8 protein-coding genes are annotated in these 15,447 nt (G+C 38.3%); 7 read left to right on the plus strand and 1 reads right to left on the minus strand.

The window, feature by feature from the left end; all coding sequences use genetic code 11:
- Positions 1-102 precede the first annotated feature (102 nt).
- The 5 genes from M2387_RS04315 (at position 103) to ycgR (ending at position 11,924) form a co-directional block, all read left to right on the plus strand.
- Entirely contained in the window at positions 103-2,727 is a 2,625-nt protein-coding gene (locus M2387_RS04315; RefSeq protein WP_259047397.1) for a hypothetical protein, read from the plus strand.
- Between the two features lie 204 nt (positions 2,728-2,931).
- Entirely contained in the window at positions 2,932-5,577 is a 2,646-nt protein-coding gene (locus M2387_RS04320) for an ADP-ribosyltransferase (protein ID WP_259047398.1), read from the plus strand.
- 148 nt (positions 5,578-5,725) lie between these two features.
- Positions 5,726-8,221, plus strand: a complete 2,496-nt coding sequence (locus M2387_RS04325) for a hypothetical protein (protein WP_259047399.1) — start codon at positions 5,726-5,728, stop codon at positions 8,219-8,221.
- Positions 8,222-8,437: 216 nt separating this feature from the next.
- Positions 8,438-10,987 (plus strand): ADP-ribosyltransferase, encoded by a 2,550-nt coding sequence (locus M2387_RS04330; RefSeq protein WP_259047401.1) that lies wholly within the window; start codon positions 8,438-8,440, stop codon positions 10,985-10,987.
- A gap of 205 nt (positions 10,988-11,192) precedes the next feature.
- Positions 11,193-11,924: a flagellar brake protein YcgR gene (ycgR, locus tag M2387_RS04335; protein ID WP_259047403.1), complete on the plus strand. Its 732-nt coding sequence runs from the start codon at positions 11,193-11,195 to the stop codon at positions 11,922-11,924.
- Here ycgR and emtA read toward each other — a convergent pair whose 3' ends face one another.
- Positions 11,925-12,536 (minus strand): membrane-bound lytic murein transglycosylase EmtA, encoded by a 612-nt coding sequence (emtA, locus tag M2387_RS04340; protein ID WP_259047404.1) that lies wholly within the window; start codon positions 12,534-12,536, stop codon positions 11,925-11,927.
- A gap of 170 nt (positions 12,537-12,706) precedes the next feature.
- On the opposite strand from emtA, the gene ldcA reads away from it, so the two are divergent.
- Both ldcA and M2387_RS04350 read left to right on the plus strand, forming a co-directional pair.
- Entirely contained in the window at positions 12,707-13,621 is a 915-nt protein-coding gene (ldcA, locus tag M2387_RS04345) for a muramoyltetrapeptide carboxypeptidase (protein ID WP_259047405.1), read from the plus strand.
- A gap of 97 nt (positions 13,622-13,718) precedes the next feature.
- Positions 13,719-15,446, plus strand: coding sequence for a potassium/proton antiporter (locus tag M2387_RS04350; RefSeq protein ID WP_259047406.1), 1,728 nt, complete (start codon positions 13,719-13,721; stop codon positions 15,444-15,446).
- The last annotated feature ends 1 nt before the right edge of the window (position 15,447 follow it).

A 15,447-nucleotide genomic window follows, 5' to 3' on the forward strand; every position in this document is an offset into this window, starting at 1 on the left:
ATATCAGCAGCCAATAAAATTACGGAACAATAGCCGTTAACTGATAGTAATACAGGCTCAGTTATTATTTTATAACCTCCTCTCATTAAAAAGGAATTCACTATGCCAGTATCATCAATACAACACAGAGCATCATCCGGGGTTTATCAAAATAAGCAGCATGATAATATCAATAATAATACAAATCCGGTTCATAAATTAATATCAAATCACTCAGCCCTCCCGGATGAAATAATCCATTTTGGAAAAAACATTTGCAGAATAATTAACTCTTCTGAAAAACAACCTGCGTTATCCTCTCTGCACAGAACCCAATCACCGAGTGTAATCGTTCCGGCACTATTACTCCTCAGTCAGATCAGGCTTACCGGTGGCCCGTCTGATAGACCTTCTTTTATATCTGACAGAGATAACTCTCTTCTCTCTTCTGAAAATAGAATTTATTCGGATAACCGCGATAATGGTTTTAACGCCCTGCTTAATCCTGTCGTTAATGCATTATATAAAACGGGTGAGATGATCTCTCGATATGATCCACTAAAATTCCCCTGCGCTGATGCAACATCTTTATCTGCAAAGACTACAGGATCGGAAACAACGCCAGATAGACATTTTTTATCTGAACATCTGACTAAAAAGATAAATGAACTGATGTCCACTATCTCCGATGGTAAACAAACAGAAGTAATAAAAAAAATGATTGATGAATTAAATAATATAACGATTGAAGCAGAAAAGGAGTTTCCTTCAAGTCGTTCAGGACATAAAAGTATCGAGAATCTAATTTACTTAATAGATAAATCAAAACATACTATAGATAGTTTTGAAATAAAACATAGTCAAGATACACTCTGTGATACGCTTCGCTTACAAATAAAGGATTATGTTAAAATAGCAAGTAATATGTGCGGTGAGATAAGTAAATTCAAATGGAGAAATTATCTTGAGGCGCAGCTGCCACTCACTTTTACTCCAGATGCAAGAGGAGATTCCTTCCCATCAGTGGAAAGTCAGATTGCAGGTAATCTTGTCAAAAATGTTTTTGGATTCAATGATGAACAGGGGAATACTAGCGTATATGGCTCTCGCTATGATGCATATAGCTCCCTGCTGACAATTTTATTAGCCGAAAAAAAAATTAATAGTATCAATTTTCTTCCTGATGGAGGAGACCAAGATGCTGAAAATATCCGTCTGGTAAATCTACTTCTTCGTGATTTAGAAATTAATATAAATAATAAGGGTTCGAATTATCTTTTAAAAGCAGCAAAAATATTTTTTGATTCATATCATAAGGCTCTTCGCAGAGACCACAAGCTATCAGCTGAAGAAGTAGAAGATAAAATCATATTGTCTGATAGTGACAAAGAACAACTGCATATACTGAGACATACTCTCAGGCAACCAATAGAGATTAACTATAATCAATACCCTGACAGCCCAAGATTTGTTAAGTTACTTGAATTATTTGTTACTATACAGTGTATAACAGAGGCAATGCATCGGAATCATCTCCCCGAAGGAAGAAGAGATGGCAGTGACCATCATTATAACCCAAGAATTGATACTCACAATATACGAAGTTACCTGCAGTGTAAAAGTGTAGCAAATTTAGAACTAATCTATAATGAAAGCAATCATGAATTACAAATAGTTCCGACCAGTGGAAGAAGCCATCATGTTATAAACAACAACGTAATGATGGGAAATATCCTCAAAGAAAATAAAAAAATAGATAAAATAAAATTCAAGCCAATCACATCATTAAGACATGTAAAAAATCACTCGTCTCTATCTACAGAATTCGAAGAACTAATAACACCAAAAATGTACTTGGATAATAAAGAACAATACGCATTCTCTATACCTAACGCATTGGGTTTAATAACTGATGGTAATAGTTTTGACATTCATGAATATGTAGAATTTAACCACGAATTCATTAAAATAAAACACATTCCATACCCTCCATTCGTTAATAACAGATATGTCATTGAGGGGGATAATAATTTGTATTTAAGGTATAGAAAAGATGAAAAACTCCATCCAGAAACACATAATGAACGACTTAATGTTGATAAGATAGTAGATTTTATAGAAATAAAATCTAACGTTGAACCACTAACCTTAGATGAGCGATATGCATTGCGTACATATAATCGCACTACCTACAATAATATCCACAATATCATGCCACGTGACAAAGATGAACTCATAATAAGTGACATAGATGAATTCATAATAAAAGGGATGCCAGAAAACTATTCCCCCCCTGAATTAAGAAAGTCCATGGCAAAAATCATCGATAATATTGAACATGCCCTACCCAGAACGAAGCCTTATAACGGAACCGTTTATAAACACACTATTATAAGCAAAGAAAAATTTAATAGTCTAAAGAAAGATCAGCTACTCACCAGCAAAACATTTTTATCTTTCACAAAAGATAATACGATACCAATATATTTGCTCAAGAAACATATAGCCTCTCACAACCTTACTGATACTCACACTCCAATACAATATACATTTAATATCAAAAAATCGGGTCACTCTCTGGAATGGTATACTGAGAAATTTTATGACGGTGATGTCTTTATAGAAAGCAATAAAATATTTAGAATTAAAAATATTGACTCACTAGAAGTGACTGCTGACGAAATAAATAGTTCAATCTTAAGTGATGAAGAAAAATCTCTCGCCAAAAATATTGATTATGAACTTTAACCGTCAGAAGATGGAGGCTGCCAGGATATTTTAACAAAAATGTTATGTGTTCACTGGTTTAATCATTTTCTGTTAGCCTCTATTAATTAAATTCTATTGACATCAGTAGCCCATGATTTTTCTGAGTAATAGCAGTTAACTGAAAGTCATTCAAACGAAAACATCTTTTTATTAAGTCTCTTTACTTTTAAAAAGGAATTAACTATGCCTGTATCACCAACTCAGCACAGAGCTTCATCCGGGGTTTATCAAAATAAGCAGTATGATAATATCAAAAGTAATACCTCTGAAGTTAAGCATATAATATCAAATCATTCAGCGATTCCGGATGAAATATGTCATTTTGGAAAATATGTTAACCAGGCAATGAACTCTTATAAACAGCGGTACGTGCTGACGCCTCAACATAGAGTCTCATCACAGAATGTAATCGTTCCAGCACTGCTACTTCTCAGTCAGATCAGGCTTACTGGTCACCAATCTGACAACTCTTCTTTTATATCTGATAGAGGCATATCACTTCTTTCTTCTGAAAATAAAGTCTATTCGGATAGCAGCGATAATAGTTTTAACACCCTTCTTAATCCTGTCGTAAACGCATTGTATAAAACAGGTGAAATAATATCCCGATATGACCCACTAAGATTTCCAGGCGCTGACGCTGCATCTACATCTGCAACGCCCCTGGAGCCGATAACAATTCATGATAAATATTTTTTATCTGAAAACTTGGCTAAAAAGGTAAACGAAATTCTTTCCACCATCACCAATAATAAAGAGTCAACAGCAATCAGTAAAATGATTAGTGAATTAAATAACATGACAACTAAAGCAGAAGAAAAATTCCCTTCAAATCCATCAGGGCACAAAAACATCCATCATCTTATTTTCTTAATAGAGGAGTCAAAATATATTATAGATAAACTTGAGATAAAATATGGACAAGAAGCTCTCTGTGAAACGCTTAGATTTCAGAGAGAATATTATATTGAAATGGCAGATAGCATATCAGATGCTGAGAGTCAGTGTACCTTTCAATATTATCGGGAGGGGACACCCCGGACATATCTTGCTATGGAAAGAAGAACCGGTAACTATCCGTCATTCGGAAGTCATATTGCAGATAATCTTGTTCATAGTGTTTTTGGGTTTGGTGACACGCAAAGGAAGACTAACGTATATAGTTTTCAACATTATGCATATAAAGCCCTGTTGACAAATTTATTAGCCGAAAAAAAAATCTCTCATATAGATGACCTTCCCGAACACTGGGACAAAAATGATGAAGATATCCGTCTGGTAAATATACTTCTTCGGGATGTAGAACTCAATTTAAATAATCAGGGATGGCGGTATCTTTTAAAACCAGCAAAGATGTGTAGTGAATTCTATCACGATGCACTTGGCAACGACAAATCGCTATCAGCTGAAGAAAGAAATGAAAAAATCTTTAAATCTATTTCCCTCAGTCAACAATTCTCTTTACTGATAAGAAAACTCGAGAAACCAATTGAAATCAAATTTAATCAACGGCCTGATAATCCAAGATTTTTAAAGTTACTTGATTTGCTTGCCACGATACAGTGTATTACGGAAGTAATGCACTTCGCCCATGCCCCCATAATAATAAATGATATCTGCGGTAGTTATCGATCACGAGAACATTATTCAAGTAACATGCCGATTTTTATAAAATCAGATTACGAAGATTATCATCATAAACCAACTGATATTAATCCCATACGTAGTTATCAGCAGTGTAAAAATGCCAAAAACTTGAAAGCTGAATATAATAGTACCACTCATGAATTAATCATAACGCCAACGAGTGGAAGAAGCAAAAATATTAAAGAAAATAATTTGGAAATGGAGAAAATCATCAAAGAAAATAAAATAATTAACAAAATAAAATTCATACCAACTCCATCATTAAAGAGTATAAAAAACCATTCTTCTATATCCGAGAAGGTTAACTCACTGATAACTTCAGAGATGTATGTGAAAAGCAAAGATAATTACACTTTCTCCGAACCTGATAGATTCGGTTTAATACATGACGATTCTGGAAACAAATATTTAAAAATCGATGAAGGAATCGTCAGGATACAACATATAGCATATCCCCCTGAGATTAATAATAGATATGTTGTGGAAGATAAGGGAAATAACAATTTGTATTTAAGATATCGAAATGATGAGAGATTCCACCCAGAAGATGTTACTGAACAACAGGCTGCCAGTCAGATTATAGATTTCGGTGAAATAACATCTGACGTTGAGCCACTCACCTCAGATGAGCGACATGCATTGCGGACATATGGCCGCACCGGCCCCAATGACATCAACAATTTCATAATTAAAGGAGTTGAAAAAAACTCAACAACATCCATGATAAAAACTATCGATGATATTCAACATGCCTTGGATAAAATAACGCCTTATAAAGGAGTTGTCTATAAATATATTATAATGAATGCCGAGAAATTTAACAGTTTGAAGAACGACCAGCTACTCACCAGTACAATATTTTTATCTTGTACAAAAAATATCAAAGTGGCAAATAGAGAACTTAAAGCGCTTAGCCTTTCGCCCAACCTTGCCAATCCTTTAAATGATTCAGATATCTTAAACATAATAAAATGTGAATTTAATATCATAAAATCAGGGCACTCCTTAGAGTGGTATACAGAAAACTTTCATGATGAAGAGGTTTTGATTGAAAGGAATAAATATTTTAAAATTAAAGATTTCTGTTCAGATGATAGAAAGATAGTTCTTGACGAAATAGGTAGTTCGCTCTTAAGCAATGAAGAAAAAGCTCTCGCCAAAAATATAGATTTTGACATTTAACCATCAGAACATGGTGGCCCGTATAATGTTTTAATATGAAATCGATATTGGTAGTTAAAATACCTCTGAGAAACAATAGTTAACTGATTAATATCCAGACGTGATTTTATTGTTATTAAACGCCTTCATACTAAAAAAGGAATTAACCATGCCAGTCTCAGCATCACAGCACAGAATAATCTCTGGATCTTACCAGAATAAACTTCATGCCAGTATCAATAGCAACACCTCTTCAGTTCAGAGCAGAGGCCTAACCCAGTCTACTCTTCCGGATGAAATATATCGCTTCGGAAAAAATATTAGCAGAATAATTAACTCTTATGAAAAACAGCATGACTTGTCATCTCAGGATCAAGTTTCATCACCGAGTATCGTCGTTCCAGTGTTACTACTTCTCAGCCAGATCAAGCTTACCTGTAAACCATCATTTATCTCTGACGGAAAACTATCTCTTCCTTTTACCGATAATATAAATCGTCAAAATAACAGAAACAATCACTCTAACACCCTCCTCGATCCTGTGTTAAATATACTATATAAAACAGAGGGGTTTATCTCACAATACGACCCACTGATATTTCCAGGCGCTAGCGTCGAATCTTTATCTGTAGCCACTCCAGAATCAGTAATAATTAAGGACAACCCATTTTTCTCCAAAGAAATTTTCCAAAAAGTCACTGAACTCATATCCAGTCTAAGTAATGATAAAGAATCAATAGCAATAAAAGAAATGATAAATGAATTAAACAGCATTACCGTTAAAGCAAAAAAAGAATCCCCATATAATTCCAACACGGATAATAAAATAAATTATTTAATTTCATTAATAGATGAATCAAAAAATATCATAGATAAATTTGAGATAAAGTACGGACAAGAAAACATCTGCAAAATGCTGAGTTCACAGAGGGAATATTATATTGAAATGGCACATAATATATCTGATATAGAAAGCCAATCAATATTTTACCGATATATTGAATCACTACCTCCGCTGATTTTTACTCCGGACTCGAGAGGCGATCCTTATCCATCAGTCCAGAGTCAGATTGCTGACCGTCTTGTCAGAAGTGTATTTGGATTTGAACATATTCTGGAGAATATCATTGAATATGGTTCTCATTATGAGGCATATAAATCCTTGCTGATATGCTTATTAGCCGAGAAAAAAATTGATAGCGTAAATAATCTTCACGCTGACTGGGACAAAGGTGATGAAGCTCTCCGCCTGGTGAATCTACTTTTTCGGGATTTAGAATTTAAGCTACAAAATAAAAGAGCGATGTATCTTTTACCATCAGCAGAGATATTTTACCAGTCATATCGTGAATCACTTTTCAAAGACAGCACGCTATCAACTACAGGCAGGAAACTCCTGCTAAAGGATGCCGACAGAAATAGATTACTTTTCCTGAGAGAACATCTTAAGAAACCTATAAATATAGAATACAATCAAAAACCTGATGGCATGAGATTTATTAAACTACTTGATTTACTTGTAACAATACAGTGTATAACGGAAGTCATGTATGACAGTCACCTGCCGGACAGGAGAACAGATAGTCACGATCAGAAATGCAAAAGCACAGAAAATTTAAAACTTGAATATAACAGTAACACTCAGGGATTAACTATTCATGCGACGAGTGTAAAAATAGGGAAACTTAAAGAAAATAACGTAAAAATGGCAAAAATTATTAGTGAAAATAAAATGATAGGAAATATTAAATTCAAACCAATATTATCATTAAGGCGTGTAAAAAATCGTTCTTCTACTTCTAAGGAATTAAAGAACAGAATAAGACCAAGTATGTATGCAAACAATATAAAGAGAAACCATATTTGTGGGGTTGACGATATGGGGTTAAGATATGATAACAAGGGCAATACATACTTAAGAATTAATAAACACTTCATTCAAACAACACACATAACACTCCTTCCAGACATAAATAATAGATATTATATCAAAGCAAATAAAAACAAAAATTTGTATTTAAGATTCAGAGAGGATGGGAAATTTTATCCAGAAAACATCACTGAGAGACTTAATATTAATAAGATAATTGATTCCGTTGGAATAACCACTAATGAACGACATGCACTGTATACATATGGTCTTGCCGACCATAATGACATCAAAACATTCATTATGGAAGGAATGCCAAAAAATTACCACTCTCCCGAATTAAGGGGGTTCATAGTAAAAACAATCGATGATATTCAAAATGCTTTGCCTAAGATGCCTCTTTATGAATCAAACGTCTTTAAATCTATTTTTATAGATAAAGAAACATTGAATAGCCTTAAGAAAAACCAGCTAATCACCAGTAGAATATTTTTATCTTGCGCAAAACGTCCAGAAAAAGCAAGAAAACTCTCTCGCTCGTTAACAAAACCTCAGAATACTGATAAGAATCACCACTTGCTGATTAACTTTAATATCAATAAATCGGGCCATTCCATAGAATGGTATACAGAGAAATTTGATGAGGAAGAAGTTTTGATTGAAAGCAATCAATTTTTTAATATCAGAAAGATCAAGCTAAACTTTTCCGGCGAAAGTCTGGTTATTCTTGACGAAATAGATAGCTCACTTTTAAGTGAAGAAGATAAAGTTTTAGCCAAAAATATAAATTCTTAAAGGCTCACGAGTTCAATTTTCTCCTGCTGTTCTCCCGTTGTTTAAAAACAGGCATCAAGATATAAAACACCACCACTTTTAAAAACATCCATTCAACATATATAACATTATTATACCAGCAGTTCATATGTTCTCTGAATAAAGGCTGGTAGCTGATAGTCATCCAATTGAAAATATTTTTTATTACGCCCCATCAGTTTAAAAAAGGAATTAGCTATGCCAGTATCATCAACACAACATAGAGTATCATCCGGTACGTATCAATATAAAAATATCAAAAACAACACTATTTCGGCTCAAAATATAACATCTGAGCATTTATCTGTTCCGGATGAAATATGCAGTTTTGGAAATAATATTAGTCAGGCAATAAATTATTATGGCGAATGGCGTTCACTATCATTTCAGCACAGAGCACCATCCCAGAGTGTGATCGTTCCTATGCTATTACTCCTCAGCCAAGTCAGGCTTAACGATGCACCATTAGATAAGCCTTCTTTTATCTCTGGCAGAAATGTTTTTCTTCAGCCTTCTGGCAATACAATTCATAGCGATGATGATTTTAACACCCTTCTTAGCCCTGTCATTAATGCATTGTATAAAGCAGGTGATATTTTCTCCCGGTATGACCCACTAAAATTCCCAGGTGCTGATGCTGTATCTTTATCTGTAAAAAACTCTGAATCGGTAAACACTCCGGACAGGCATTTTTTATCTGAAAATCTTACGAATAGCACAAATGAACTAATTTCCACTATCACCAATAGTAAAGAGAAAGCAGCAATAAGAGAAATAGTAGATAAATTAAACAACCTTGCCATTGAAGCAGAGAAAACATTTCCTTCAAGTCCATCGGGTACCAGAAGCATCGAACATTTAATTTACCTGATAGATAAATCAAAACACCTGATAGATAATTTTGAAATTAAATACGGCTACGAGAATGTCTGTAACACATTTAAATTACAACACGATAACTATATTAAATCAGCAATTGATAGATCTGATTATAATAGTAAATTAACATTCAAAAATTATGTAGAATCGCTACCTGTACTGACATTTACACCAGACTCCAGAGGTGAAGGTTATCCATCAGTGGAAAGTCAGATTGCAGGCAATCTTATCAGAAGTGTTTTTTGGTTCGAAAATGAACAAGGACATTCTGCCGTATATGGTTCTCGTTATGAGGCACATAAATCCTTTCTGACCTCTTTATTAGCCGAAAAAAATATTGGTGGTATGCATAATCTTCCCGAAGGCTGGTACAAAGGTGATGAAGCTATTCGCCTGATGAATCTACTTTATCGGGATTTAGAACATAATCTAAAAACTAAGGGTGAGAAGTATCTTCTACGCTCAGCAGAAATGTTTTACCAGTCACTTCGCGGAATATATACCACAGACAGCACGCTCGAAATCGAAGGATTACAAAAAAAGACCTTAGTATCCTACTCAGATAAAGATAAATTAGCTGTACTGAGACACTACTTCAACCAACCCGTAGAAATTGAATATAATCAAGAGCCCAGGGTTATGAAGTTTTTTAAACTTCTTGATTTATTCATCACAATACAATGTATAGCAAAAGTTATGCATCCGGGTCATCTGCCTTCAGGTAAAAAAAATGGTTATGGTCATCATTACCAGACAAAATCTGGTTCCTACAGAACACTCAGCCATCAGCACCGTAAAAATATAGATAAATTAAAACTCGAATATAACAGTAATAATCATGAATTAACCGTCCGTGTGAATACGGGAAGTAAGCACAGAATTAAAGAAAATGATTTTGAAATGAAAAGTATTCTCGATGCAAATGAGAAAATAGAAAAGATCACATTTAAAACAAATCCATCACTAGTCAATAAAAAACAACCCTCTTACATGTCAAAGGAGATGAAAAATAGAATAACCCCCGGAATGTATGCCGGGGATGTAAAAATAGATGACCTTTCCCTGCCCGACAAAATGGGGTTAAGGCATAGTCCGAGTGGGGAAAAATATTTAAAAATCAATGGTAACCTTGTTGAAATACACCATATAGCATCTCACCCTGATATTAAAAATAGATATGTTATTAAAGATGAAAAAAATAAGAGTTTGTATTTTAGATTTCACTCTGATGGCAAATTTCATTCAGAAACGCCTGGCGAACTCCGTTACGTTAATAAAAAAATAGGTTTTGGGCGGAAACCCCCTAAAGTCACCCCACCTACTGAAGCTTTGACCTCCAATGAACGCTATGCTCTACATACATATGGCCGTACTGGCTCCGACGATATTAACGAATTTATGAGCGAAGGAATGCCTGAAAATCACCTGACTCCTTTTTTAAGAGCTCCCATGGTAAAAATCATCGATGATATCCACGATGCCTTGAAGAAAATACCGCCTTACAAAGGCGTGGTCTATAGAGGGACAACTTTAACTAATCAACAATTTAACAGCCTGAAGAAAGACCAACTGGTCACCAGTAAAGCCTTTTTGTCTTGCTCAAAAAATAAAGAGGTTGCAACAAGATTTTCCACTCCCTTCATTAACACCCGCAGACCAGTAATATATGAATTTAATATCAAGAAATCGGGTCATTCCATTGAAAAATATACGGAAAAATTTTATGAGGAAGAGGTTTTAATTGAAAATAATCAATATTTTAAAATCAGAGAGATCAACTCAAAAACCATCATTCTTGACGAAATGGATAGCGCACTCTTGAGTGACGCAGAGAAAGCGATAGCAAAAAACATAGACTATAAAATTTAACGGCGAGGGCTGAGGCTAGCAGAGGTTTGAATCAAAAGGTCAGGATTTCACGGGTTCAGTCTCTATCTGCTGACCTCCTGAAACTCAAAAAGCAGTCTGATGAGAAATAATATCTGATGAATGAGAAAATACTTTGAAGATTAGTGACATTTTGCCGATATTATCTCTTGGTCATCTCATTTGCAGCAATTTAAGGGCGTTAGTCTTGAGTCACTATCACGAGCAGTTTCTGAAACAATCTCCGCTCGCCGTTATGGGCGTACTTCGTGACCTGCAGCGGAGTCAGGTTGCCATCAGGCTAACATGGCCACTTGGCCAGTTTATCAGTAAAATTCTGGATGTGACTCCAGAGCGCTTTATCCTCGACTTTGGAAGCCAGAACAGCGAAAACCAAAAAGTGCAACAAGCAATGTATATCGATTTTTCTGCTGAAACTGCCGGCGCAAAAGTTGAGTTCTCGCTACCGGGTTTAAACATAGAAACCTTTCAAAACTTGCCTGCATTCAGTTCGGCTCTGCCCTCTTCTCTGTGGTTTGTTCAGCGCAGAGAGTATTTTCGTATCACTGCGCCAATGCAACCGCGTTATTATTGCCGCACCCTGTTGCCTGACAATGAACCCTTTATATTTCGTCTTTGCGATCTGTCTCTGGGCGGTCTCGGTGCCTTGGTTGAAGGTACCGTGCCTGAGAGTCTGACTGAGGGTACAAACTTTACTCAAGTCGAAATGGATCTGGCGCAGTGGGGAAAATTTTATTTTGATATGAGGCTGGTGACTATTTCAGAACGCAAGGTGGTGGACAGTAAAAATGAAACTATCACCACCCCACGTCTGAGTTTCCGTTTCTTAAATGTTAACTCAGCCCTTGAACGGGAACTGCAGAAAATCATCTTTTCCCTTGAGCATACTGCTCGCGAAAAAGCGAATCGCGTTAAATAATCACAGCGCTTCCATAGCACGCGTTATTTTATATAAGTAACGCGGAGCCTGGGGCGCAGGATGATTTTTTTCGATATGACGCATAAACTGATTAACGTTCAGTCGATTAATCTTAGCGATAGCGGTTGGACGGTCATTATCAAAAGTACGTAACATAGCTCCGGCACCGTTAACATAAGAGACCACCAGCGCGTATTGCATCACTTCCGGGTCATTAATGCCTTTGAGAATGCCATTTTCCAGTACGCTTAAATAGGCGGTTCCGATGGTAATATTACGCACCGGGTCTTTTAACTCAGCGTCGGAAGGCTGCCCGGACAGTCCCATATGGCGATAAACATCTTTACCTGCTGTCGAGGCTTTAATCTGCATCAGTCCGATGGCATTTGAGGCACTGACCAGCCGCGGGTTACCGCCCGTTTCAACGGCAATAATGGCCGTGATCACCCGCGGATTTACTCCCCATTCCTGCCCGGTTTGTTCGGAAACAGGCATCCAGGTCAGGGCACCTCGGACTGGCACAGTCGGATCCCATTCAGCCTGTTTGGTGGGGGTATTGCTGGAGCATCCGGCCAGAATAAGAATCAGAACAAGTAATCCCGTTAGTTTCACGTCATATATCCTTAATTGCGGGTCGATGCCCTGAATCATTGTGTATGCTTGTTGGTACTGCCAGAGAACAGTGTCAGATGACTTAAAATTTGATAATCAGACCTATGCCGTCATGACAACGTTCACTGTTCCCGGCATGATAACGAATTCATTTTCAGTAAGGAATGTTAATGTCTCTGATTCAGCTTATTGCCCCTTCTGGTTACTGCATTAATCAAGCTGCCGCCACGCTCGGAATACAACGTTTGCAGCAAGCCGGGCATCAGGTCAGTAATCCACAGGTTATTACCCGCCGTTTCCAGCGCTTCGCCGGAAGTGATGAACAGCGATTAGCAGAAATTGACGCTCTTTCCCGTCTGCCGAGTCAGACGGATATCGTGCTGGCAGTACGTGGTGGTTATGGCGCCAGCCGATTGCTGCAACATATTAATTATCCAGAGCTTGCTGCAGCGTTACACGCCCGAATGCCCGTAATCTGCGGGCACAGTGATTTCACCGCTATTCAAGCTGCACTACTGGCGAAGTGCGAAGCCATTACGTTCAGTGGCCCGATGCTTGCTGGAAACTTTGGTGCTGAAACCCTGGATGATTTTACCTGGCATCATTTCTGGCAAGCCATCAGTAGCCCTCGCTTTACGGTGAGCTGGACGTGCGATGCTCAAGCATTGCAGACCAGTGGTACGGTATGGGGGGGGAATCTGGCTATGATTTGTTCCCTGATAGGCACGCCATGGTTACCTGATATTGACGGTGGCATTCTGGTTCTGGAAGATATTAATGAGCATCCGTTTCGTGTCGAACGAATGTTACTCCAGCTCTACCATGCCGGTATTCTTGATCGTCAGAAAGCACTTATTCTGGGCAGTTTTAACGGTGCGACGCTTACTGATTACGATGACGGGTATGATTTTGCTGCCATGTGCCAGCTCTTACAACAACGTCTGACGATCCCCGTTTTATCCGGTTTATCTTTTGGGCATGAACCCAAAACGGTCACTCTGCCACTGGGTGCCCATGGGGAGTTAGTTCATGATGGAAAACAGGCTTCACTCACGTTAAGTGGCCACCCGGTTTTAGCTGTATAAGCCAGCATTTAAAGCCTTTTTTGATACGCTTGATTATTGTTTTTAGTGATATTATTTATAACAACATATAAAAATACGTTATGGGGGATTCAATATCTTGGATGCAGGAACAATCATTAGTCTGTTTATTTTAGGTTCCGTTCTGGTCACTTGCAGTATCTTGTTAAGCTCTTTTTCCTCGCGCCTTGGTATTCCCATTCTGGTGATTTTTCTGCTTATCGGCATGCTGGCCGGTATTGATGGGCTGGGAGGGATCCCCTTTGATAACTATCCGCTTGCTTATCTGGTCAGTAACCTCGCGCTGGCCGTTATCTTACTGGATGGCGGCATGCGAACGCAGGCCAGTTCATTTCGTGTCGCATTAGGGCCCGCCCTCTCACTCGCCACGGTCGGGGTACTGATAACCTCCGGACTCACGGGTATGGCCGCTGCCTGGCTGTTTCATCTTCACTGGCTGGAAGGTTTACTGATTGGTGCCATTGTCGGGTCGACCGATGCTGCTGCCGTTTTTTCACTACTTGGCGGTAAAGGGCTCAATGAACGTGTCAGCGCCACGCTGGAAATTGAGTCAGGAAGTAATGATCCTATGGCCGTTTTTCTGACGATTACCCTGATAGAGATGATTCAGGCTCACCAGGTTGGGCTAGACTGGATGTTTTTAGTTCATATCATTCAGCAGTTCGGACTTGGAATATTATTGGGTATCGGTGGCGGCTACCTGTTACTGCAAATGATCAACCGCATCACTGTCCCTCAGGGTTTATATCCTATGCTGGCATTAAGCGGTGGCATTATGGTCTTTGCCGTGACTACCGCCCTGGAAGGTAGCGGTATTCTGGCTGTTTATCTCTGTGGTTTTGTCATGGGTAACAGCCCTATTCGTAACCGCTTTGGTATCTTACAAACCTTTGATGGCCTGGCATGGATGGCACAAATCGGTATGTTCCTGGTTCTCGGGCTACTGGTGAATCCTTCCGATTTACTGTCGATTATGGTTCCGGCTCTACTGCTTTCTGCCTGGATGATTTTCTTTGCTCGCCCTCTCTCCATTTTTGCCGGGCTACTGCCCTTCCGGGGATTTAATTTTCGCGAACGGGTCTTTATTAGCTGGGTTGGGCTGCGGGGTGCAGTACCGATTATTCTGGCGGTATTCCCAATGATGGCAGGGCTGGATAATGCCCGCTTATTCTTCAATATCGCCTTTTTTGTGGTGCTGGTTTCTTTACTGCTACAGGGTACCTCACTGGGCTGGGCCGCTAAAAAAGCCAGAGTTGTGGTTCCACCTGTAGGGCTGCCGATTTCACGTGCGGGAATAGATATCCATCCTGAAAGTACATGGGAGCAATTTATCTATCAGATCAGTGCTGACAAATGGTGTATCGGTACAGCCTTGCAAGATTTACCCATGCCTCCGGAAACCCAGGTCGCTGCGTTGTTCCGCCATGATAAGTTATTACATCCCACGGGCAGAACGCGACTTAAAGAGGGCGATATTCTCTGTGTGATTGGGCGTGAACAAGACTTGCCGGTACTGGGTCAGCTGTTTAGCGAGTCTCCTCCAGCAGAGCTTCAGCAATCTTTCTTTGGTGATTTTATTCTTGAGGGCAGCGCGCCTTTGGATGATGTTGCCACGCTTTACGGCCTGGAACTCACCGATGATATTAACCGCCAGCAATCATTAGCCGAGTTTATTCAATTTATGCTGGGATCGGCACCTGTCGTTGGCGATCAGATTACCTTCGCGGGTATGGTCTGGACGGTCGCCGAAAAAGAAGAAAGCCAGGTGCGTAAAATTGGTTTACGAATGATGGCAACCGAAGATTAAA

Origin of the sequence: Klebsiella sp. BIGb0407 (assembly GCF_024807845.1) — a bacterium.
Lineage (GTDB): Bacteria > Pseudomonadota > Gammaproteobacteria > Enterobacterales > Enterobacteriaceae > JGM124.